This window comes from Janthinobacterium sp. GW821-FHT03C08 (genome assembly GCF_059420905.1).
This window is the reverse complement of record NZ_JBWKUP010000011.1, coordinates 98,409-120,365: the sequence shown is the minus strand read 5'-3', so window position 1 is coordinate 120,365 and position 21,957 is coordinate 98,409. Positions and strand designations below refer to the sequence as shown.

The window sequence follows — 21,957 nt, the reverse complement described above, 5'->3', positions numbered from 1 at the left end:
CCGCGTGCACGCTACAATCGGCCTTCCCGTATTGTTGAGGAAAGCCGCATCCATGACACCTCCCAGCCATATCGACGGCGCCCGCGTCCTCGCGTGGGCCTGGTCCGCCCTGCCCTTCGGCCACGTTGCCGGCGACGCGGGCGCGGCCCCCGTCGCCATCCATGGCCTGGCTCTGTGCCAGTATGCGGGCGAGAACAGCGTCTACCGTTTCAGCTGCGATGCGCAGTGGGACTGCGTGCAGGACGAGCGCTACGCCAGCGTGGACGAGGCCAGGGCGCAGCTGCCGGCGCAATACCGCGCCGTGGCCGCCTCCTGGCATGCCGCCTGAGCGCCGTTTCAGCGCACCAGCCTGGCCTTGCCTTCGCTGAGCGCCTGGGCAATGACCTGGCGCGTGGTGCGGTCGGCCGCCTTCGACGCCTGCTCCTGCTGACGGCCCAGCTCGCCCATCTGCTTGCCCAGCGTTTCCATCGGCTTGCCCCGCTCATCCATCTGGCGCGACAGCGCGTCCGACTTGGCCATCTCACGCTCGGTCGCGCTGGCGATGCGGTCGTTGACCTCTTCCATGGCTTCCTGCGCATCTTCCATCTGCTGCTGCAGGCGTTCCACATCGCGCTCGGCGGCGCGGCGCGCGCTGTCCGAGCCAGCCTGTGCCTGGCGGCGCGACGCTTCGCCCAGCTTGCGGCCCAGTTCCCGCTGCTGGCGGCCCAGCGCCTGCAGCTGCTCCGCGTCACGCGTGCCGACCCGCGCCTGCGCCAGGCCATGGCTGCCCATCTTGCTGCCCAGCTCGCCCATCGCCCTGCCGTGGGCGCCCATCTGCTTGCCCAGGCTGCCCATCTGTTCGCCCAGCTGCTGCGACGGTTTCCACGCCGCGCTGACCCGGGCCAGCAGCGCCGGGTCCTGCGTGACGTAGCTCTTGCCATCGTCGCGGAACCACAGGAATTGCCCCTTGATGCTTGCCTTCAGCTGCTTGATCTGCTGGCCATCGATAGCGCTGCCGCTCATGGTCACGCTGTCCCGGCCGCTATCGACGAGGGCATAGCCGTCGCCGCTGCCCATGGAAATATTGATCTGCTTGCTCGGCGGCGCGGGCGGCGCAGGGGGCACGGGCGGCTCGGGCGGCTGCACGGCCAGCGCGCTGCCGCCTATCAGGATACCGGCCAGACTGAGGATCAAACGGTGGGAAATGGACATGGCTGCCTCGTTATCGATATTGTTGGAGCATGTACAGTAGCGTGGCCTCGCACCCCCTTCCAGCGCCGTGCGACAGGCTGCAAAAAAGGGCGCCTGGACGGCAGGCTGGCACGATGGACGGAAACGCCGGGCAAAAAAAATGCGGGGGTCGGAGTCCCCCGCAAAAACCGCCGTGGTACGGCGAGGTTTGACTGTAGCGCCGCGCCATCCATGCCTCCAGCGGCATGCGACAAATTGCCGGAATGACGGATTGAACGACAGATAGGCGCGATGAATGGGAAACGGCACGGCCGGCGCGGGGACAAAAAAACGGAGGCCGCAGCCTCCGCAAACCGCCGGGGTACGGCGTATTTCATTCAATAGGGCACGTCAGTACAGCACGACGGAGCGGATCGATTCGCCGCTCTTCATCAAATCGAAACCCTGGTTGATATCTTCCAGTTTCAAACGGTGCGTGATCAAATCATCGATATTGAGCTTGCCTTCCATGTACCAGTCGACGATCTTCGGCACGTCCGTGCGCCCGCGCGCCCCGCCGAAGGCCGAACCGCGCCATTCGCGTCCCGTCACCAGCTGGAATGGTCGCGTGGAAATTTCCTGCCCCGCCGCCGCCACGCCGATGATGAAGGACTTGCCCCAGCCCTTGTGCGTGCACTCGAGCGCCTGGCGCATCAAGGTCGTGTTGCCCACGCACTCGAAACTGTAGTCCGCGCCGCCGTCCGTCAGCTGCACGATGGCGTCGACGACATTGTCCACCTCGTTCGGGTTGATGAAATGCGTCATGCCGAACTTGCGCGCGATGGCCTGGCGCGCCGGGTTGATGTCGATGCCGATGATCTTGTCGGCGCCGACCATCTTCGCCGCCTGGATCACGTTCAGGCCGATGCCGCCCAGGCCGAACACGGCCACGTTGGCGCCCGCCTCGACCTTGGCCGAGAACAGCACGGCGCCCACGCCCGTCGTCACGCCGCAGCCGATGTAGCAGACCTTGTCGAAGGGCGCGTCTTCGCGGATCTTCGCCAGGGCGATTTCCGGCACGACAATGTAGTTCGAGAACGTGGACGTGCCCATGTAGTGGAACAGCGGCTGGCCATTCAGGGAAAAACGGCTGGTGGCGTCCGGCATCAGGCCGCGGCCCTGGGTGGAACGGATGGCCTGGCACAGATTCGTCTTTTGCGACAGGCAGAACTTGCATTGCCTGCATTCCGGCGTGTACAGGGGGATGACGTGGTCATCCTTCTTCAGGGTCGTCACGCCCGGACCCACGTCGACGACGACGCCGGCGCCTTCATGGCCGAGGATGGCGGGGAAGATCCCCTCCGGGTCGGCGCCCGACAGGGTGTAGTAATCCGTGTGGCAGATCCCGGTGGCTTTCAGCTCGACGAGCACTTCGCCGGCGCGCGGGCCGGCCAGATCGACTTCTTCGATGGTCAGCGGGGCACCCGCTTTCCAGGCAATCGCGGCTTTGGTTTTCATGTATGTCCTGTCAAAATTTTAAGGTGCGCTACAGCGCCAGCATTAACCATGATAGCAAGACAATTCGCCGATGACGAGTGCACGCCCGTTCGGAACGCCACGACGTCTGACAAAATCGTAGCGAGCGGATGTGAGTTGTGGCCGAGAAGCGCAGCTGTGCGCATGCACAGTGAGCATCGCCGGCCGCAAATCGCACCGCGCAGTAGATTTTCTCAGACGTTCTTCTTGGCCCGGTTGAGGAAGGCGCCGTGCAAGCCGTTCAGGGTTTCCTCGGCCAGCAGCAACTGGCTGGCGATTTCATTGATCTTGCGGCGGCTGGAGCGGGCGTGGTCGCGCAGCACTTCGAAGGCCGTGTTGCGGTCCGTCTGGAACTTGCCCATCAGCAAGCCGACGGCCAGGCTCGTTTCGCGCCCCGCAGCCAGGGCCGCGTTCAGGTTCAGCTCGGTGCGGCGCAGCTGGCGGATTTCGTCGGCGCGCGCCAGGCCCGCTTCGAAGGCGGGCATCAAACGGCCTTCGTCGACGGGTTTGACCACATAGCCGACGGCACCGTAGGCGGCCGCCTGCTTGCCCGATTCGCTGTCGCCGCTGCCGGACAGGAACATGAACGGCACGGCCGTTTCGCCATGCAGGCGCTTGGCCAGTTCCAGGCCGGACATGCCCGGCATGTGGATGTCGAGCAAGGCCAGGTCCGGCTCGCGCTGGGCGATCAGCTGCAGCGCCATTTCGGCGGAATTGGCCAGGGCCGTCTCATAGCCGGCATGGCGCAGGACTTCGCCAAGGAATTCCAACAGGAGCTGGTCATCGTCAACGATCAGGATAAGGCGTTTCGCGGCGGCTGGCTGACTCATGGGTAAGGAGACCTTGTAAATATAGATGCTCTTATTATATGCCGATTATTCGGCAAATCCCCCATCCGCTCCCATGCTCACGCCGCAAACAATTGATTAAATTGCTGCACTGCAATATTCACATCCTTCGCCTCGTCCATCTTGCCAAAGACACTGCTGATGGCCGCCACCATGTCGGCGCCCCGCGCCACCAGTAGCGCCGCATTCTCCGGCGTCATGCCGCCGATCACCACGCACGGCAAGGCGATCTCGCGCTTGGCTTGCAGCACGATATCGAGGGGCGTCGTCACCGGATATTTTTTCACCAGCGAGGGATAGAAGCCGCCAAAGGCCACGTAGCTGGCGCCGCCCGCCTCGGCCGTACGGGCCAGGGCCATGTCGCCATAGCACGAGGCGCCCACGATCTTCTCCTTGCCCAGGCGCGCGCGCACCTGCGCGACGGACGCATCCGTGCCGCCCACGTGCACGCCGTCCGCGTCCAGCTCTTCGCACAGTGCGATAAAGTCGTTGATGATGAAGGGCACGCCATATTTGCGGGCCAGGGCCAGCAAGGCGCCCGCCTGCTCGCGCCGCTGCGGCGCGTCGGCGCTCTTGTGGCGGTATTGCAGCAAGGCTACGCCTGCCTGCAAGGCTTGTTCGCTCACGTCGAGCAGGCGGTCGGTGTCGTCCCAGTTTGGGGTGACGAGATACAGTCCACGCATGATGATTTCCTTATTGAATGAATCGCTGCGGCATGAGTTGACCTGGCGCAATCGCATATGCGCCGGCCAGGGCCGCATGGCAATAGCTTTGCGCCAGATCAAGCGCTTCAGGCAATGCCTGCCCCAGCGCCAGGCGCGCCGCGATGGCCGACGCCAGGGTGCAGCCGCTGCCGTGAAATGCGCCGGGCAGGCGCGGCCAGCGCCAGGCGCGCCCGCCGCCAGCGGCGTCAAACCAGCGGTTGACGACCGTCTCGCCCTCGCCATGGCCGCCCGTCACCAGCACGTGCCGGCAGCCTTGCGCAAGCAGGTTTTCTACGCCGCCGAGGGCCAGCGCTTCCGGTCCGTTCGGTACGATCACGGTAGTCACCGGCAACAAGGGCGCCAGCGCCAGCACGGCATCGTCCCGGCTCAGCACGTCGCCATGGCCGCTGGCCAGCACGGGATCGAGCACGACGGGCAAGTCCGGCCTGGTTTGGCGCAATTGCCCGATCAGCTGCGCAATGGCGGCCGCATTCGCCGCGCTGCCAGGAATGCCGATTTTCACGGCATGAATCGCCATCTTGTCGATCAGCGCCTGCGCCTGCCGGCGCAGCAGCTCCGGCGCCACCGGTTCGACGGCAAACACGCGGTCATTGTCCTGCACCGTCAGCGCCGTGATGACGGGCAAGGCATGCGCGCCCTGGGCCGCAATCGCCAGGATGTCGGCGGCGATGCCGGCGCCGCCGGACGGATCGGCGCCGGCAAACACCAGCACGCTGTGACGCCGCGTCACCGTCACGCCAGCCGGCCCGCCATCGGCGACGACGGCGAGGCGGCGAACTTGCGCGGCATGCGCCCCGCCAGGAACGCTTCGCGCCCCGCCCGCACGGCCAGCTTCATGGCGCGCGCCATGCGCACGGGATCGTGCGCGCCGGCGATGGCCGTATTCATCAGCACGCCATCGCAACCCAGTTCCATGGCGATGGCCGCGTCCGACGCCGTGCCCACGCCCGCATCGACGAGCACGGGCACTTTCGCCTGGTCGATGATCAAGGACAAATTCCACGGATTCAGGATGCCCATGCCCGAGCCGATCAATGACGCCAGCGGCATGACGGCCACGCAGCCGATGTCTTCCAGGATCTTCGCCTGGATGGGATCGTCGCTGCAGTAGACCATCACGTCGAAGCCATCCTTGACCAGCGCCTCGGCCGCGACCAGGGTTTCTGGCATGTGCGGAAACAGCGTCTTTTCATCGCCCAGCACTTCCAGCTTCACCAGGTTACGCCCGCCCAGCAGTTCGCGCGCCAGTTGCAAGGTGTAGACGGCGTCTTTCGCGTTGTAGCAGCCGGCCGTGTTCGGCAGTATCGTGTACTGGTCCGGCGGCACGAAGTCCAGCAGGCTGGGCGCGTGCGGGTCCTGGCCGATGTTGACCCTGCGGATGGCCACCGTGATGATCTGCGCTTCCGCCGCGTCCGTCGCTTCGCGCGTCTGCGGCAAATCCTTGTACTTGCCGCTGCCCACCAGCAGGCGCGATTGATATTGCTTGCCTGCGATGGTCAGCAGGTCCTTGTTTGTTTCCGTATTCATATTCTGTTCCTTGTCTTTTCTCAACTTAGCCGCCGCCGATGGCGCGGACGATCTCCACCTGGTCCTGCGTCTGCAAGACCTGTCCCGGCCACGCCTTGCGCGGCACGACGTTGCGGTTGACGGCCAGCGCCAGCGCCTGGTTTTCCAGCGACAGGGCGGCGATCAATTGGTCGAGTGTCTGTCCCCGCGGCACCTGATGCGGTGCGCCGTTGAGCGTGATATGGATCAATGCAGTCATCGCGCCCTCCTTCAGACCTTGCGGTACAGCTCGGCGCCGTTCTTGATGAATTCGATGGCTTTCACTTCCATGCCCTGCTGCAGCGCCTTGTCTTCCGCGATGCCCATGCCGGCCGCGTATTCGCGCACTTCCTGCGTGATCTTCATGGAACAGAAATGGGGGCCGCACATGGAGCAGAAATGCGCCACCTTGGCCGAATCCTTGGGCAAGGTTTCATCGTGGAATTCGCGCGCCTTGTCCGGGTCCAGGCCGATGTTGAACTGGTCGTCCCAGCGGAATTCGAAGCGGGCCTTCGACAGGGCGTTGTCGCGGATCTGCGCACCCGGATGGCCCTTCGCCAGGTCGGCCGCGTGCGCCGCGATCTTGTAGGTGATGATGCCGTCCTTGACGTCGTTCTTGTTGGGCAAGCCCAAATGCTCCTTCGGCGTCACGTAGCACAGCATGGCCGTGCCGTACCAGCCGATCAGGGCCGCGCCGATGCCCGACGTGATGTGGTCGTAGCCGGGCGCGATATCGGTGGTCAGCGGGCCCAGGGTGTAGAACGGCGCTTCGCCGCACTGGTCCAGCTGTAAGTCCATGTTTTCCTTGATCAATTGCATGGGCACGTGGCCGGGGCCTTCGATCATCACTTGCACGTCGTGCTTCCAGGCAATTTGGGTCAGCTCGCCCAGGGTCTTCAGTTCGCCCAGCTGCGCCTCGTCGTTGGCGTCGTAGATGGAGCCGGGACGCAAGCCGTCGCCCAGCGAGAACGACACGTCGTAGGCCTTCATGATTTCGCAGATCTCTTCGAAATGCGTGTAGAGGAACGATTCCTGGTGGTGCGCCAGGCACCACTTTGCCATGATGGAGCCGCCGCGCGAAACGATGCCCGTCAGGCGCTTGGCCGTCATCGGCACGTAGCGCAGCAACACGCCCGCGTGGATGGTGAAGTAGTCGACGCCCTGCTCGGCCTGCTCGATGAGGGTGTCGCGGAAGATTTCCCACGTCAGATCTTCGGCCTTGCCGTTGACCTTTTCCAGCGCCTGGTAGATGGGCACGGTGCCGATGGGCACGGGACTGTTGCGGATGATCCATTCGCGCGTCTCGTGGATATGTTTACCTGTGGACAGATCCATGACGTTGTCGCCGCCCCAGCGGATGGCCCAGGTCATCTTTTCCACTTCCTCGCCGATGGACGAAGTCACGGCCGAATTGCCGATATTCGCGTTGATTTTCACCAGGAAATTGCGGCCGATGATCATCGGCTCCACTTCCGGGTGGTTGATGTTGGCGGGGATGATGGCGCGGCCGCGGGCGATTTCCTCGCGCACGAATTCGGCCGTGATTTCGGCGGGAATGCTGGCGCCGTAGGCCTGGCCCGGGTGCTGGCGGCCCATCAGGTCGGCCAGGCGTTCGCCCATGGGGCCGGACGCCTTGAGTTCGCGCAAATACTCTTGCCGGCGCATGTTTTCGCGGATGGCGACGAACTCCATTTCCGGCGTGATGATGCCTTGCCGGGCGTAATGCATCTGCGTCACGTTCTTGCCGGCGATGGCGCGGCGCGGCTTGCGGTGCAGGTTGAAACGCAGCTCGGCCAGTTTCGGGTCCGCCAGGCGGGCGATGCCGTAATCGGACGTCGGCCCCGGCAGCTCTTCCGTATCGGCCCGCTCCATGATCCATGGCAGGCGCGGCGTGTCCAGGCCCGAGCGGATGTCGATCTGCACGTCCGGGTCCGTGTACGGGCCGGAGGTGTCGTAGACGTAGATGGGCGGGTTCTTTTCGCCGCCGAACGACGCTTCCGTGTCGGACTGGCTGATTTCGCGCATGGGCACGCGGATGTCGGGGCGGCTGCCCTGCACGTAGATCTTGCGCGAATTGGGCAGCGGCGCGATGGCGGCTTCGTCGACCGTGGCGGTGGCGGAGAGGAATTTCGGATTGGCGTTCATTTTGGCTCCTTGGCTAGACTATTTTTAAGCCTGGAGCCAGCTAAGGAGGTTCGGAATTGCGCACGCGGAAAAGCGGGGTGCGGTCATCCTAAAGCTTCCCTTCGCTGGCATTATCCAGATCAGGTTCGGAGGGTATTTCTCACCCGCGCTTGCACCGTGTTTCCACAGCGAAAGGCAGGACCCCTAGCGTTTGCCGCCTTGCGGCAGCGAGCCAATTATACGCGTTTCAAGACGCGTGGCCAGATGATTTCTTGCAGTTGTCGTCTTTGTGTATCTGCTGCGCCGCAACAGATGACGGCGCCTATTGCTTCTTGCCCCAGCGCCAGCGCGTCGGTTCGCCTTTCAGCCAGCACACGCCGACGAGCGCGCCGGCGATGACGGCTTCATAGACGATGTACAGGGCCAGCGATTCCTGCGGCGGGAAGAGGAAGGCGCCGCAGGCAAACAGCCCCAGGGCGGCCAGGAAGACCAGCCAGCCTTGCCAGGTGATGGGCATGCCCCAGCCCCAGCCATAGGTCTTGGCGGGGAACCAGTAGCGCGGGGGCGTTGCCGGAGGCGATTTGTCAGCCATGATGCATTCCTTGTCGATATCGATACCGGCAAGTATAAAGCAGCCCGCCGCCCGTCAAGCCTTGCGCAGGCGCTGCGTGACGTCGAGGCCGATGCCGCGGTAGCCGATGAAGCGGCTGCCATTGTCGAACATCGGTTCGCCGCTCACCTGCAGGTACTGCGTGCTGCCGTCCCCGTTCGTGCGGCTGTAGATAAAGTCGAGGAATGGTTCCCGCGCAGCAATCTTGGCGTCGAGCAAGGCGCGCTCGCTGGCATTCCAGCGCTGCGGCTCTTCCTCGCTGCCGATGCCCAGCATGTCGGCCACGGGGCCGGAAAAGCGCGTCAAATTGCCCTGCGCATCCTGTTCCCAGTACCAGTCGGACGACAGTTCCGTGAAGCGCTGGAAGCGCGCTTCGCTTTCGCGCAATTCCGCCGTGCGGTCTTCCACCATCTTTTCCAGCGACTTGCTGTATTCGCCCAGCTTCTGGTACAGCAAGCGCACTTCCAGCATGTTGTGGATGCGCGTCTTGACTTCCACCAGGTCGAAGGGCTTGCTGACGAAATCCTTGGCGCCCGCCTGCAGGGCGCGCAGCTTGTGACCGGGCTGGGCCGTGATCACCAGCACGGGCAGGTAGCTGCCCGCTTCGAGGTCGCGCAAGCCTTCCATGACTTCGAAGCCATCCATTTCCGGCATCTGCAAGTCGAGCAGGATCAGGTCGTAGCGGTGCTGCTGGTGCAGCGCGCGCACGGCTTGCGGGTCCATGGTGGACGTGATGCGCGTGTAGCCGGCGCTGCGCAGCACCTGCTCGAGCAGCATGACGTTGGCCTCCTGGTCATCGACGATGAGGATGCTGGCGTTCAGGATCTCGGTGGCTTGAAGCATGGCGGTATTCCTAAAAATGGGTGCTGAATTAGCGTACTGCGTGAATGTCGTCGGCCAGGCCATGCGCAGCCGCATGGTGCAGGGCCACGTCGAGCGCGTCCATGAATTCGACGACCTTGATGGGCTTGGTCAGATAGCGGAAGAAACCCGCCTGCAAGCCCTTTTCGATGTCGCGCGGCACGGCGTTGGCCGACAGGGCCATGACGGGAATGTGGCGGGTCAGCGGATCGCCGAGCAGGATGTGCAGGGCGCCATAGCCGCTGATGCCGGGCAGGTTGATATCCATCAAGATCACGTCTGGCTGGTAGGTGCGCGCCAAGTCGATGCCCAGGTGCGCATCGATGGCCGTCAGCAGCTTCAAGTCGCTGCGGCGGGCGATCAGTTGCTCCACCAGCGCCAGGTTGGCGGGATTGTCTTCCACGTACAGCAGGGTGCGCAGGCTTTCCTGCGGCTCCTGCACCTGTGGCAGCGCATCCCCATCGTCCAGCGCCAGTGCAGGCGCGCGGCTGGCGGCCAGCTCGAACCAGAAGGTAGTGCCCACGCCCACCGTGCTGTCGACGCCGATGGTGCCGCCCATCAACTCCACCAGCTGCTTGGTGACGACGAGGCCGATGCCCGTGCCCTCTTCCGTGCTGTTTTCCTGTCCCAGGCGGTTGAAGGGCTGGAACAGCTGCGCCACCTGGGCCGCATCGAGGCCGGCGCCGCTGTCGCGCACGCTCACGCGCACCTTCTCGCCGTGGCGGCTGCATTCGACGGTGACGGCGCCGCCGCCCTGGTTGTACTTGATGGCGTTCGACAGCAGGTTGATCATCACCTGTTTCACGCGCGTGCGGTCCGCATGCACGTAGAAGGCCTGGCCGCAGCGGGGGAAATGCAGGCGGATGCCGCGTTTTTCCGCCTGCGGCGCGATCATCGCCTGGCAATCCTGCAGCACGTCGAGCAGCGACATCGCCTCTTGCGACAGAGTCACCTTGCCCGATTCGATCATGGCCAGGTCGAGGATTTCATTGATCAAACGCAACAGGTACCAGCCGCCCTTGAGGATCTGCTCGATCGAACGCTGCTGCGGCGGGCTGGGCGGCGGCACGTCGGACGCCATCAGCTGGGCAAAGCCCAGCACGGCGTTCAGCGGCGTGCGCAATTCATGGCTCATGCTCGAGAGGAATTCGGATTTGGCGCGGTTGGCCTTTTCCGCCACCTGGCGCGCCTTTTTCAGCTCGGCATTATTGCTCTCGACGAGCGAGCGCGTGTACGCCTGCTGCTCCTGCAGGCGCTGGTCCAGCAGCGCCTGTTCCGCCTCGACCTGCTTGCGCGCCGTGTTGTCCGTGCCGATCAGCAGGTAGCCGATGACCTTGTTCTGCGCATCGCGCAAGGCCGTCACGGAGACGATGGCGGGAAAGCGGCTGCCATCGTTGCGGATGTGGGTCAGCTCATAGATGTCTTCGATGCCGCGCATGGCCTTGAAGAAGAGCGCTTCCACGCCCGGCGTGATGGGCGTGTCGAGCTCGACGCTGAGAGCGGCGGCGCGGGTGACGATTTCTTGCGCGTCAGAAATTCCGGCCGGCGTCAGCTTGTCGACGACGTCGCTGGCGGCATAGCCGAGCATGCGTTCGGCGCCCACGTTGAAGATCTGGATCACGCCCTGCGCATCGGTGGCGATGCACGAGAAATTGGCGCTGTTGAAGATGGCGTCCTGCAGGGCGCCCGCCTTGAGCACCTGGCGCGGCAGGCTGGCCGCCGCCGTGCGCCGGTACAGCGCCACCAGCATCAGCAACAGCAGGCCAAGCAGGGCCTCGATCAGGATCGCCGTATCGAACGGCGCACGCCAGGCCAGCGCGCCGACGGCCAGCAGCACGATGGCGCTGAACGAGAATGCCAGTGCCATGGGCCAGCGCGACGGGGCGCGATGGGGATTATTTTCAACTGAGTGCATGGGAAGCCCGGGCAATGAAACAGTAAGAGGGGGAAAGGGGGACTCAGGCGCCCTGGCGCTGGCGCACGTCCGACAGCAGGCGCGCGAATTCCTTCTTCACCACGCCATAGCATTCGCACACGTGGCCTTCGAGCCCGGCGCGGTCCAGCACGGAGATATGCCCGCGCCGGTAGCTGATGAAGCCGCGCTGCTGCAAGCGCCCTGCCGCTTCCGTCACGCCTTCGCGGCGCACGCCCAGCATGTTGGCGATCAGTTCCTGCGTCATGGTCAGCTCGCGGTTCGGCAGGCGGTCCATGGTCAGCAGCAGCCAGCGGCACAGCTGCTGCTCCACCGTATGGTGGCGGTTGCACACGGCCGTCTGCGACATCTGCGTGATCAGCGCTTGCGTGTAGCGCAGCAGCAAGCGCATGACGGGGCCGGCGCGATCGAACTCTGCCATCAGCAGGTGGGCCTTGAGCCGGTAGCCGACGCCGCCCGTCTGCACGACGGCGCGGCTCGGCGTCGAATTGCCGCCCATGAACAGCGACACGCCCACGATGCCCTCGTTGCCGACGCCGGCAATTTCCGACGAGCCGCCGTTTTCCAGCAGGTAATGGATGGAAACGATGGCGGTGGTGGGGAAATACACATGCTGCAGCTTGTCGCCCGAGTCGTAGATCACGTCGCCCAGCAGCATGGAGACTTGCTCCAGGTGGGGCGCCAGGCGCGCGAAATCGGCGTCGAGCATGGCGGCGAGCAAATGGTTTTGATTCGGGTTGTGCAGCTGGGCATGCGGACTCGACATGGGCAGTTTTCCTGGTTTCCAGTCGTCAGCTAGGGGGTAGATGAAAGGCGTCCGAACGAGGGTCGCCATGGTGTGCAGCGTAACACACTGCTTGCACGGTGGCCCGACTATATTTCTTATCGGCATGATCGTCCGTTCGGTACCGAACGGACCCTGCGGCGCCTGCCGCCCTACAGTCAGTCACTGCCCGGCCTGCCTGATCATGGATAGGCACCGGCGCTGCCACGGGACCCATCATGCAATCATTCTTCAAGCGCATCTCCATCTCCGTCTCCACCTCGGCCCTGCTGACCCTGGCCGTCGGGCTGTGCCTGACGGCCCTGTGCTATGTCTCGGCGCGGCAGATCGAAGCGGAAAGCGCCCGGCTGCTGTGGCAGCAGCATGCCAGCGGCCATGCGCTGAGCGCGGCCATGCTGCCCGCGCATGGACTGACCCTGGATGCGAACCGCCGCGGCTCGCTGTACGTGCTGCTGGGCGGAATGCTGTCGAGCCTGCTGGCCACGGCGTATGTGTACCAGCTGGTATCGCGCAATTCCGTGATTGCCCGCATCACGGGTGAACGCACGGCGGCCCTGCAGTTTGCCAACCTGCGCCTGTCCGAAGACATCGCCGCGCGCATGCGCAATGAAAAGTCGCTGCGGCTGCGCGAGCGCATCATCGAAGTCTCGGCCAATGCCATCATCCTGTGCAGCGCCGACGCGCCGGGCTACCTGATCGAATACGTCAACCCCGCCTTCGAGCGCATCACGGGGTACGCGGCCAGCGAAGTCATCGGGCAGCGCCTGGAAGACTTGCAGGGCCCCGAACAGGGGCGGCAGGACATGCACGCCATCACGGCCGCCCTGCGCGAGCGGCGCGAAGGCAAGGCCATCGTGCGCAATGCCCGCAAGGATGGCAGCTGCTACTGGAGCGAGCTGTTCGTGGCCCCCGTACGCGACGATGGCGACGGCGCCGTCAGCCACTTTGTCGTCGCGCAATACGACATCAGCACCGTCATGCGCTTCGAGCAGGAGATGGAATTCCAGTCGCGCCACGATATCCTCACGGGCCTGGCCAACCGGGCCCTGCTGCGCGAACGGCTGGCACAGGCGATGGCCGTGACGCGGCGCAACCATTTGCCCCTGTGGGTGGTCTTTATCGACCTCGACCGTTTCAAGTTCGTCAACGACACGCTGGGCCACGACGCGGGCGACCGGGTACTGCAAAACGTGGCCGGGCGCCTGCGCGACGCCACGCGCGAAGTCGATACGGTGGCGCGCCTGGGCGGCGACGAATTCGTGCTGCTGCTGCCCCAGCATGGCGGCGGCGAACCGGGCGCGGCCACCTTGCAGCGCATCCTCGACGCCGTGGCCCAGCCGCTGCAGCTGGGCGAGTACGAATTCATGCTCAGCTGCTGCATGGGCGTGGCCGTGTACCCCGCCGATGGCCAGGATGCCGATACCCTGGTCAAGCACGCCGACATCGCCATGTACCGCGCCAAGGAACAGGGACGGGGCCACTGGCAATTCTATGCCGCGAGCATGAATGCGGGCACCCTGGAGCGGCTGGGACTGGAAAGCGAGCTGCGCCACGCGCTGGCGCGGGACCAGTTCCACCTCGAATACCAGCCCCAGCTGGACCTGGCCAGCGGCAAGGTGGTGGGCATGGAAGCGCTGCTGCGCTGGACCCACCCGCAGCTGGGACGCATTCCCCCCATCGATTTCATCGGCCTGGCCGAGGAAATGGACTTGATCATCCCCATCGGCGACTGGGTCCTGCGCACGGCATGCGCCCAGACGCGCGCCTGGCAGCTGGCCGGCCATGGTCCGCTGCGCCTGGCCGTCAATTTGTCGGCGCGGCAATTCAAGCAAAAGAACCTGCTGCACGCCGTGGCGCAGACGCTGGAGGCGACGGGACTTGATGCGGCCCTGCTGGAATTGGAGTTGACGGAAAGCATGGTCATGCGTGACGTGGAACAAGCCACGGCCACCATGGACAAGCTCAAGGCGCTGGGCGTGCAACTGTCCATCGATGACTTCGGCACGGGCTATTCCAGCCTGGCCTACCTGCGCCACTTCCCCATCGACGTCTTGAAAATCGACAAATCCTTCGTCAGCGACATCACGCACAGCGACGACGACGCGGCCATCGTGCGCGCCATCATTTCGCTGGCGCACAGCCTGCGCCTGAAGGTGATTGCCGAAGGCGTGGAAACGGCGCAGCAGCTGGCCTTCCTGCGCCAGCACGGCTGCGACCAGATGCAGGGCTACCTGTTCAGCCGCCCGCTGGCCGCGCCCGCCTTCGGGGAACTGTTGATGCAGGGAAAAATGCTGCCCGCCTAGAAGGCGTGACGCAAGCCGATGTTCAAGGCCCGGTCGCCGCTGCCCACTTCCGTGGCGTTGCCCACCATGTAGGCGGCACCGTTGCGGTTGCGGATGTGCGCGTAGGCAACATAGACCTTGCTGCGCTTGGACAAGGCATACGTGGCACCGACGGCCAGCTGCTGCGCGTCGCGGTTGGCCGCATCGCGGTCATCCTTGTGGATGAAGGAGGCCAGCAGGGTGGTCGCGCCCAGCGGCACGGAAACGCCGACGATGGCGTCGCGGCTGTCCGTCGAAGCGGCGGGCGCCTGCGCCGCGCCGTACGGATTTTCCGCAAAGAACATGGAACTGCCGTCGCCCGTGTTGCGGCCATAGCCGGCAAAGGCCGTGGCCACGCCAAAGTTGTAGTTGCCGGCCAAAATGGTGTTGTTGGCGTCGGCCTTGCCGACATCGCCGCCACGGCTCTGGCGCGCCAGGCGCAGGGTCAACGGACCGTTGACGTAGCCCAGGGCCAGGCCCAGCGAGCGTTGATCTGCCGCAATTCCCGTGTGTTCGCCAAAGCCATACATGACCGTGCCCGTGACGCCGCGCCATTCCGGCGAGGTGTAGCGCACGGTATTGTCGATGCGCGTGGCCGAATAGCCGGCCAGGTTGGTCGAAGCGCCCGCCATGCCGCCCTCGAACGGGTCGGCCACGTCCGTCAGCGCCTGGCTTTGCAGGTTGTACTGGCGGCCCACGGTCAGCATGCCCAGCGGGCTGTTGAGGCCGACGAAGGCCTGGCGGCCGAACAATTGCCCCGCCTGGTCCGAGCGGCCCGTGTCGCTGAGCAAGCCCGCTTCCAGGGTGAAGACGGCTTGCCAGCCATCGCCCAGCGCTTCCGTGCCCCGGAAACCGAGGCGCGAACCGGCCGAGACGCCACTGGTGAGCTTGCTGATGCCGCGTTCCTGCACCAGGGCCGCATCCATCAAGCCATACACGGTGACGGACGACTGGGCGTGGACGGCGGGCAAGGCGCCCAGGGCAGCGAGTGCGAGACAGATTTTCTTCATGGTGGTTTCCTTATGCAGGCGAAACCGGGAAAGCGCGCGGCCATGGCAAGCCCACAGGCGGCAAGGCGCGCCGTGGATCAGTGCCGTATCGAAAGACGACTGGCCAGATAACAACATTCCTGGCTAAGCTGTGGCGGCGCGGCCGGTGAACGATGGCGCGCGGTGGTCCGCCGTGAATGGTGCACCGCTGGCGGTGCGCGTGGCTCAGGCGCCCGGCCCGCAGGGGACGCACTGAATTGGCAGGCATCGCAGATGCGCTGGCCGGGTGGCGCGGACGGGAGTTGGATAAAACTGCGTCCGCTGGCGCCGTCCGCAAAGTTGAGGCAGGAGGCGCCGAGGCCGGCATTATAACATCGTCAGCGCTTTCACCCCCGTTCCGTTGCCGCCAAACGGGCCGCAAAGCCGCGAAAACACTGAAAAAGGCCGGTTGCCGCAGTGCAGGCGATGCCGCGTCATCTATAATGGTTCCTTTTGCCAATCACACGCCAAATCATGGAATTAGCCAAGTCTTTCGAGCCCGCCGACATTGAACAATTCTGGCGCACCGAGTGGGAACAGCGCGGTTACTTTACCGCCACCCTCGATGCGGGAAAACCTTCCTTCAGCATCCAGTTGCCGCCGCCGAACGTCACCGGCACCCTGCACATGGGCCATGCGTTCAACCAGACCATCATGGATGGCCTGACCCGCTACCACCGCATGCTGGGCCACAACACGGCCTGGATCCCGGGCACCGACCACGCGGGCATCGCCACGCAGATCGTCGTGCAGCGCCAGCTGGACGCGCAAAAGATTTCGCGCCATGACCTGGGCCGCGAGAAATTCGTGGAAAAAGTGTGGGAATGGAAAGAAAAATCCGGTTCCATCATCACCGGCCAGATGCGCCGCCTGGGCGCCTCGGCCGACTGGCAGCGCGAATACTTCACCATGGACGAGCCGCGCTCGAAAGTCGTCACCGACGTCTTCGTGCGCCTGTTCGAGCAGGGCCTGATCTACCGCGGCAAGCGCCTGGTGAACTGGGACCCCGTGCTGGGCACGGCCGTGTCCGACCTGGAAGTGGTGTCCGAGGAAGAAGACGGCTCCATGTGGTACATCAAGTACCCGCTGGCCGACGGCAGCGGTTTCCTGACGGTGGCCACCACCCGTCCGGAAACCATGCTGGGCGACGTGGCCGTGGCCGTCGATCCGACGGACGAGCGCTACACGGCGCTGGTGGGCAAGATGCTCAAGCTGCCATTGACCGACCGCGAAATCCCCATCATCGCCGACGAATACGTCGACAAGGAATTCGGCACGGGCTGCGTGAAGATTACCCCGGCGCACGACATGAACGATTACGCCGTGGGCCAGCGCCACAAACTGGCGCAGATCGTCATCCTGACGCTGGACGCGAAGATCACGGACGACGCACCCGAAGCGTATCGCGGCATGGACCGCTTCGCCGCGCGCAAGCAGATCGTCGCCGACCTGGACGCGCAAGGCTTGCTGGAACAGGTCAAGCCGCATAAATTGATGGTGCCGCGCGGCGACCGCACGGGCGTCGTCATCGAACCGATGCTGACGGACCAGTGGTTTGTCGCCATGAGCAAGCCGGCCCCGGAAGGCACTTTCTTCCCGGGCAAGTCGATCGCGGAAACGGCGCTGGATAAAGTAGCCAGCGGCGAAATCAAGTTCGTGCCGGAAAACTGGAGCACCACCTACAACCAGTGGCTCAACAACATCCAGGACTGGTGCATCTCGCGCCAGCTGTGGTGGGGCCATCAAATTCCGGCCTGGTACGACGACAAGGGCAATATCTTTGTTGCGAAAACGCAAGCCGAAGCGGAAGCCAAGGCCCTGGCCGCCGGCAGCACGGGCCCCTTGAAACGCGACGACGACGTGCTCGACACGTGGTTCTCGTCCGCCCTGGTGCCGTTCTCGACGATGGGTTGGCCTGAAGAAACCCCGGACATGAAGGCTTTCCTGCCATCGTCCGTGCTGGTGACGGGTTTCGACATCATCTTCTTCTGGGTCGCGCGCATGGTCATGATGACGGCGCACTTCACGGGCAAGGTGCCGTTTGAAACCGTCTACGTGCACGGCCTCGTGCGCGATTCGACGGGGCAAAAGATGTCCAAGTCCAAAGGCAACACGCTGGACCCGATCGACCTGATCGACGGCATCGATCTGGAAGGCTTGATCGTCAAGCGCACGACGGGCCTGATGAACCCGCGCGACGCGGAAAAGATCACCAAGGCAACGCGCAAGGAATTCCCGGAAGGCATTTCCGCCTACGGCACGGACGCCGTGCGCTTCACCATGGCCAGCTATGCATCGCTGGGCCGCAATATCAATTTCGACCTGGGCCGCTGCGAAGGCTACCGCAACTTCTGCAACAAGATGTGGAACGCCACGCGTTTCGTCATGATGAATACGGAAGGCAAGGATTGCACGGCGAACGACGTTGATCTGTCGCAAGCGGACAAGTGGATCATCTCCCTGCTGCAAAAGGCGGAACTGGACGTGGCCAAGGGCTTCGAAGACTTCCGTTTCGACAACATCGCCGCCACCATCTACAAATTCGTCTGGGACGAGTATTGCGACTGGTACCTGGAAGTAGCTAAAGTGCAAGTACAGCAAGGCACGGAAGGCCAGCAGCGCGCCACCCGCCACACCCTGCTGCGCGTGCTGGAAGTGGTGCTGCGCCTGGCCCATCCGATCATTCCGTTCGTCACGGAAGCGCTGTGGCAGAGCGTTGCGCCGCTGGCCGGCAAGCTGCCGAAGGCCGACGGTGAGCCCAAGGGCGTGTCCATCATGATGCAGCCGTATCCGATCGCCAACACCGACAAGATCGACGAATCGGCCGAAGCGTGGATGCAGCAGCTGAAAGCCTTGACGGACGCGACGCGCAACCTGCGCGGCGAAATGCAGATCTCGCCATCCGTGCGCGTGCCGCTGATCGTCGAGGCAAGCAATGCGACGGAAAAGGCCGCGCTGGCGTCGTACGCACCGTACATCCAGTCGCTGGGCAAGCTGGCCGAAGTGCAGATCGTCGATGCGCTGCCGGACTCGCCGGCGGCCGTCGCCATCGTCGGCACCACCAAGCTGATGCTGAAAGTGGAAATCGACGTGGCGGCCGAACGCGAGCGCCTGTCGAAAGAAATGGCACGTCTTGAAGGCGAGATCAACAAAGCCAACGGCAAACTGTCGAACGAAAGTTTTGTCGCCCGCGCACCGGCTGAAGTGGTGGCGCAGGAAAAAGCCCGCGTCGCTAACTTCTCCGCGACGCTGGAAAAGATGCGCGAGCAGTTTGCCAAGTTGTCAGCATCCTAAGCAAACCCAAGCAATGTTGCAGTTGAAAAGCCGCCCTACCGGGCGGCTTTTTTTTGGCCATGCGCCTATGCTGTCATGGTTAAGCGTTAAATTTAGTAGAAAATAGTACGACCGGTCATTTATTTGCTACACTCGACAAACAAAAACCAATGAGGAGACTTACCATGAAATTTGCCGCATTTGCCATCAGTGCCATGCTGTGCGTCGCCCCTGCCCTCGCCTTGGCTGCAGATGTATCGCCGGTTGGCCTGTGGAAAAACATCGACGATGAGACTGGCAAGCCAAAGGCGCTGATACGCATCACGGAAAACAATGGCGTACTGCAAGGCCAGATTGAAAAGCTGTTCCGCGAGCCGAATGAAGACCAGAGCCCAAAGTGTGAAAAGTGCGAAGGTGCACGCAAGGATCAGCCCGTTATCGGCATGGTGATCCTGACTGGCCTGAAAAAAGATGGCAACGAATTTACCGGCGGTGAAATCGTCGATCCCAAAAATGGCACTGTCTATAAAAGCAAAATCAGTCTGAGCGATGGCGGCAAGAAAATCAGCATGCGCGCTTACAAGGGCATACCGATGCTGGGCCGCACGCAAACTTGGCTGCGCGAAGAATAATCCCTCCCCTGCGCTATCGAAGCCGGCCGCTGCGCCGGCTTTTTTGTGTCTATCTTCCGCACACGGCCGTTGTTTTCGAGGCCGAATTGCTCGCGTTTGCGCCGATTTCCAGCCAAAGACAGGCTATGCGCGCCACCGAACATACTTGAAGTTTCCTAAGTGAAATAGTGCAGGTCTGTGACGCCATCGCCCTGTAGCGACGGGCGGCATGGCTCTGCCGGGTGACCTCATCCGCGGATGCCCGGCAATGACTGCCATGCACAAAGGAACTATATGAATCTCTTCAAGCGATACTTGAACCCGCTGCTCGTCTCGGCAGGTTTTCTGGCCATGACCGCCCTGGCCGGTTGCGGCGGCGGCGACCAGGGACGCGAACCCATCCTCGGCTTGCCGGGCGCCACCTTGTCCAGCCTGGCCGTCACGCCAGCAACGGCCACGGTCGCCATCGGCGCCGGCCAGCAATTCACGGCGATCGCCACGTATAGCGATGGCTCCTCGCAGGACGTCAGCGCCAGGTCGGCATGGACTTCCGCCACGCCAGCGGCCGCCACCGTCAACGCCAGCAGTGGCGTCGCTGCCGGCGTGACCGCCGGCAGCAGCAGCATCACCGCCACTTTCGGCGGCAAGAGTGCCGCGGCGCAATTGACCGTGTCGCCCGCCACCCTGACGGCCATCGCCATCGCCCCGCTCACCCCGGCCATCGCCATCGGCGGCACGCAGCAATTTGCGGTGGCCGGCAGCTTCAGCGACGGCAGCACGCGCGACGTCACGGCAGTGTCGGCCTTTGCTTCGGCCAGCCCTGCCACGGCGAGCATCGCCGCTGGCGGCTTGGCGCTGGGCAAGGTTGCCGGCACCACGCAGATCACGGCCTCCACGGGCACCCTGACCGCCAGCACCGTGCTGACCGTCACGCCAGCCGTGCTGCTGTCGATCGCCGTCACGCCGCAAAACCCGACCGTGCCGGTCGCCGCCACGCGCCAGCTGACCGTCATCGCCACCTATTCGGACGGCACCACCCCGGACGTCAGCGCCAGCAGCACCTACAGCGCGGCCAATGCCGCGTCGGCCAAGGTCGGCGCCAGCGGCCTGGTCACCGGCGTCGCCTCGGGCAGCAGCATCATGACGGCCAGCTTCGGCGGCAAGAGCGCCAGCACCACCGTCACCGTACCGGCCGTCACCCTGACCGGCATTGCCGTCACGCCAGCGACGGCCAGCATCACCGTCGGCGCCACGCAGCAATTCATCGCCACCGCGACCTATTCGGATAACTCGACGGCCAACATCACGGCCAGCGCCCTGTGGACGAGCGCAGCGCCAGCCACGGCCACCGTGCTCAACACGGGTGTGGCCACGGGTATCACCGCCGGCACCGCCAGCATCACCGCCACCTCCGGCGCCCTGTCCGGCAGCGCCCTCCTGAGCGTCACCGCCGTGGTCGTGCCGCCACCCGTGGTCCTCGTGTCGATCGCCGTCACGCCGCAAGCCCCGACCGTGCAGATCGCCGCCACGCGCCAGCTGGCCGTCATTGCCACCTACTCGGACAGCAGCAGCGTCGACGTCACGGCCGGCAGCGCCTTCGTTTCCGCCACACCAGCTGCAGCCAGCGTCGCCAGCGGCGGCCTGGTGACGGGCGTTGCCTTTGGCAGCAGCATCATGACAGCCAGCTTTAACGGCAAGAACGCCAGCACCACCGTCACCGTGCCTGCGGCCACCCTGGTCAGCATCGCCGTCACGCCGGCAACGGCCAGCATCGCCGTCGGCGGCGTGCAGCAATTCGTTGCCACGGCTACCTATTCCGATAACTCGAACGCCGTCATCACCAACAGCGCTACCTGGACTTCGGGCAGCATCGCCACGGCCACGGTGCTGAACACGGGCATCGCCACGGGCATTACCGCCGGCACCAGCACGATCACCGCCACCTCCGGCGGCCAGTCAGGCAGCGCGCTGCTGACCGTCACGGCAGTCGCCATCCCGCCCGTCCTGAACCCGATCATCCTGGGCCGCGCGGCACCGTTCGGCGTGCTGGCCGGCACCTCGATCACCAACAATTCGGGCGGCACCACCCTGGTCACGGGCGACGTCGGTGCGCCGTCGCAAACCGTCGATCCGACCCAGGCGGCAGGTTTTAATAACTACAAGTCGGGCGCCATCCTTGCCGGCGCCATGACGGATTTACAAGCGGCGATCACGGACGGCAACAGCCGCAGCTGCGACGTCAGCTTTGCCGGCGGCATCGACCTGGGCGGCCAGACCTTCGGCCCGGGCGTGTACTGCTATGCGGGCGCCATCAGCATCACGGGCACGCTGACCCTGAACGGTCCCGGCGTGTACATCTTCCGCACGGCGCTGACCCTGAACTCGACCGTCAATTCGGTGGTGGCCCTGAACAACGGCGCCACGGCCGACAACGTCACCTGGCTGCCCGTCGGCCCCACCACCCTGGCCGCCAACAGCGTCTTCAAGGGCAATATCCTGGGCCAGTCGGCCGCCATCACGGTGGGCGACAACACGACCCTGCTCAACGGCCGCGTGCTGACGGCTGCCGCCGTCACCCTGCGCAACAACCAGATCACCAAATAATCGGG

General features: G+C 64.3%; 18 protein-coding genes and 1 riboswitch. Of the genes, 5 read left to right on the top strand and 13 right to left on the bottom strand.

Annotation, left to right across the window (positions count from 1 at the left end; genetic code table 11):
* Positions 1 to 52 precede the first annotated feature (52 nt).
* A complete protein-coding gene (locus tag AC07VL_RS17295; protein WP_494806923.1) occupies positions 53 to 328 on the top strand; it encodes a hypothetical protein in 276 nt (91 codons plus the stop codon).
* Between the two features lie 8 nt (positions 329 to 336).
* Here AC07VL_RS17295 and AC07VL_RS17290 read toward each other — a convergent pair whose 3' ends face one another.
* The 12 genes from AC07VL_RS17290 to AC07VL_RS17235 form a co-directional block, all read right to left on the bottom strand.
* Positions 337 to 1,191: a hypothetical protein gene (locus AC07VL_RS17290; protein ID WP_494806922.1), complete on the bottom strand. Its 855-nt coding sequence runs from the start codon at positions 1,189 to 1,191 to the stop codon at positions 337 to 339.
* A gap of 369 nt (positions 1,192 to 1,560) precedes the next feature.
* On the bottom strand, positions 1,561 to 2,667 hold the full coding sequence (locus AC07VL_RS17285; RefSeq protein ID WP_465047078.1) for an S-(hydroxymethyl)glutathione dehydrogenase/class III alcohol dehydrogenase: 1,107 nt from the start codon (positions 2,665 to 2,667) through the stop codon (positions 1,561 to 1,563).
* A 212-nt stretch (positions 2,668 to 2,879) separates the two neighbouring features.
* Positions 2,880 to 3,515: an ANTAR domain-containing response regulator gene (locus AC07VL_RS17280; protein ID WP_494806921.1), complete on the bottom strand. Its 636-nt coding sequence runs from the start codon at positions 3,513 to 3,515 to the stop codon at positions 2,880 to 2,882.
* A gap of 77 nt (positions 3,516 to 3,592) precedes the next feature.
* Positions 3,593 to 4,216, bottom strand: coding sequence for a thiamine phosphate synthase (gene thiE / locus AC07VL_RS17275; RefSeq protein ID WP_494806920.1), 624 nt, complete (start codon positions 4,214 to 4,216; stop codon positions 3,593 to 3,595).
* 10 nt (positions 4,217 to 4,226) lie between these two features.
* Positions 4,227 to 4,988 (bottom strand): bifunctional hydroxymethylpyrimidine kinase/phosphomethylpyrimidine kinase, encoded by a 762-nt coding sequence (thiD, locus tag AC07VL_RS17270; RefSeq protein WP_494806919.1) that lies wholly within the window; start codon positions 4,986 to 4,988, stop codon positions 4,227 to 4,229.
* A gap of 2 nt (positions 4,989 to 4,990) precedes the next feature.
* Positions 4,991 to 5,785: a thiazole synthase gene (locus tag AC07VL_RS17265; RefSeq protein ID WP_494806918.1), complete on the bottom strand. Its 795-nt coding sequence runs from the start codon at positions 5,783 to 5,785 to the stop codon at positions 4,991 to 4,993.
* A gap of 25 nt (positions 5,786 to 5,810) precedes the next feature.
* Positions 5,811 to 6,014: a sulfur carrier protein ThiS gene (gene thiS / locus AC07VL_RS17260; RefSeq protein WP_494807048.1), complete on the bottom strand. Its 204-nt coding sequence runs from the start codon at positions 6,012 to 6,014 to the stop codon at positions 5,811 to 5,813.
* Between the two features lie 20 nt (positions 6,015 to 6,034).
* Entirely contained in the window at positions 6,035 to 7,948 is a 1,914-nt protein-coding gene (gene thiC, locus AC07VL_RS17255; protein ID WP_494806917.1) for a phosphomethylpyrimidine synthase ThiC, read from the bottom strand.
* Between the two features lie 79 nt (positions 7,949 to 8,027).
* A riboswitch (TPP riboswitch) is annotated at positions 8,028 to 8,143 on the bottom strand.
* A gap of 106 nt (positions 8,144 to 8,249) precedes the next feature.
* The gene (locus AC07VL_RS17250; protein WP_494806916.1) at positions 8,250 to 8,519 is read right to left on the bottom strand and encodes a hypothetical protein; all 270 of its coding nucleotides are present in this window, start codon (positions 8,517 to 8,519) and stop codon (positions 8,250 to 8,252) included.
* 54 nt (positions 8,520 to 8,573) lie between these two features.
* Positions 8,574 to 9,380 (bottom strand): response regulator, encoded by an 807-nt coding sequence (locus tag AC07VL_RS17245; protein WP_494806915.1) that lies wholly within the window; start codon positions 9,378 to 9,380, stop codon positions 8,574 to 8,576.
* A 28-nt stretch (positions 9,381 to 9,408) separates the two neighbouring features.
* Positions 9,409 to 11,265: a PAS domain-containing hybrid sensor histidine kinase/response regulator gene (locus tag AC07VL_RS17240; RefSeq protein ID WP_494806914.1), complete on the bottom strand. Its 1,857-nt coding sequence runs from the start codon at positions 11,263 to 11,265 to the stop codon at positions 9,409 to 9,411.
* Positions 11,266 to 11,356: 91 nt separating this feature from the next.
* The gene (locus AC07VL_RS17235; RefSeq protein ID WP_494806913.1) at positions 11,357 to 12,097 is read right to left on the bottom strand and encodes a Crp/Fnr family transcriptional regulator; all 741 of its coding nucleotides are present in this window, start codon (positions 12,095 to 12,097) and stop codon (positions 11,357 to 11,359) included.
* A gap of 236 nt (positions 12,098 to 12,333) precedes the next feature.
* Here AC07VL_RS17235 and AC07VL_RS17230 point away from each other — a divergent pair, with 236 nt between their 5' ends.
* Complete coding sequence (locus AC07VL_RS17230) at positions 12,334 to 14,418, top strand: putative bifunctional diguanylate cyclase/phosphodiesterase (protein WP_494806912.1); 2,085 nt, start codon at positions 12,334 to 12,336, stop codon at positions 14,416 to 14,418.
* Here the strand turns inward: AC07VL_RS17230 and AC07VL_RS17225 are convergent.
* Positions 14,415 to 15,446, bottom strand: coding sequence for a porin (locus AC07VL_RS17225; protein WP_494806911.1), 1,032 nt, complete (start codon positions 15,444 to 15,446; stop codon positions 14,415 to 14,417). The genes AC07VL_RS17230 and AC07VL_RS17225 overlap by 4 nt on opposite strands.
* A 492-nt stretch (positions 15,447 to 15,938) precedes the next feature.
* Between AC07VL_RS17225 and AC07VL_RS17220 the strand changes: the two genes are divergently transcribed.
* From AC07VL_RS17220 to AC07VL_RS17210, 3 genes are all read left to right on the top strand, one after another.
* Positions 15,939 to 18,758 carry a valine--tRNA ligase gene (locus AC07VL_RS17220; protein ID WP_494806910.1) on the top strand — a complete coding sequence of 940 codons (2,820 nt, stop codon included), beginning with the start codon at positions 15,939 to 15,941 and terminating at the stop codon, positions 18,756 to 18,758.
* Between the two features lie 164 nt (positions 18,759 to 18,922).
* A complete protein-coding gene (locus tag AC07VL_RS17215; RefSeq protein WP_121668451.1) occupies positions 18,923 to 19,369 on the top strand; it encodes a DUF2147 domain-containing protein in 447 nt (148 codons plus the stop codon).
* A 273-nt stretch (positions 19,370 to 19,642) separates the two neighbouring features.
* Positions 19,643 to 21,952, top strand: coding sequence for a beta strand repeat-containing protein (locus tag AC07VL_RS17210; protein WP_494806909.1), 2,310 nt, complete (start codon positions 19,643 to 19,645; stop codon positions 21,950 to 21,952).
* The last annotated feature ends 5 nt before the right edge of the window (positions 21,953 to 21,957 follow it).

Bases quoted from the DNA above. Each gene is read 5' to 3' on its own strand.
- AC07VL_RS17230 (WP_494806912.1), top strand. From the start codon at position 12,334: ATGCAATCATTCTTCAAGCGCATCTCCATCTCCGTCTCCACCTCGGCC.
- AC07VL_RS17210 (WP_494806909.1), top strand. From the start codon at position 19,643: ATGAATCTCTTCAAGCGATACTTGAACCCGCTGCTCGTCTCGGCAGGT.
- AC07VL_RS17225 (WP_494806911.1), bottom strand. From the start codon at position 15,446: ATGAAGAAAATCTGTCTCGCACTCGCTGCCCTGGGCGCCTTGCCCGCC.
- AC07VL_RS17240 (WP_494806914.1), bottom strand. From the start codon at position 11,265: ATGGCACTGGCATTCTCGTTCAGCGCCATCGTGCTGCTGGCCGTCGGC.
- AC07VL_RS17290 (WP_494806922.1), bottom strand. From the start codon at position 1,191: ATGTCCATTTCCCACCGTTTGATCCTCAGTCTGGCCGGTATCCTGATA.
- thiC (WP_494806917.1), bottom strand. From the start codon at position 7,948: ATGAACGCCAATCCGAAATTCCTCTCCGCCACCGCCACGGTCGACGAA.
- AC07VL_RS17250 (WP_494806916.1), bottom strand. From the start codon at position 8,519: ATGGCTGACAAATCGCCTCCGGCAACGCCCCCGCGCTACTGGTTCCCC.
- AC07VL_RS17285 (WP_465047078.1), bottom strand. From the start codon at position 2,667: ATGAAAACCAAAGCCGCGATTGCCTGGAAAGCGGGTGCCCCGCTGACC.
- AC07VL_RS17265 (WP_494806918.1), bottom strand. From the start codon at position 5,785: ATGAATACGGAAACAAACAAGGACCTGCTGACCATCGCAGGCAAGCAA.
- AC07VL_RS17215 (WP_121668451.1), top strand. From the start codon at position 18,923: ATGAAATTTGCCGCATTTGCCATCAGTGCCATGCTGTGCGTCGCCCCT.
- AC07VL_RS17220 (WP_494806910.1), top strand. From the start codon at position 15,939: ATGGAATTAGCCAAGTCTTTCGAGCCCGCCGACATTGAACAATTCTGG.
- AC07VL_RS17235 (WP_494806913.1), bottom strand. From the start codon at position 12,097: ATGTCGAGTCCGCATGCCCAGCTGCACAACCCGAATCAAAACCATTTG.
- AC07VL_RS17280 (WP_494806921.1), bottom strand. From the start codon at position 3,515: ATGAGTCAGCCAGCCGCCGCGAAACGCCTTATCCTGATCGTTGACGAT.
- AC07VL_RS17295 (WP_494806923.1), top strand. From the start codon at position 53: ATGACACCTCCCAGCCATATCGACGGCGCCCGCGTCCTCGCGTGGGCC.
- AC07VL_RS17245 (WP_494806915.1), bottom strand. From the start codon at position 9,380: ATGCTTCAAGCCACCGAGATCCTGAACGCCAGCATCCTCATCGTCGAT.
- thiE (WP_494806920.1), bottom strand. From the start codon at position 4,216: ATGCGTGGACTGTATCTCGTCACCCCAAACTGGGACGACACCGACCGC.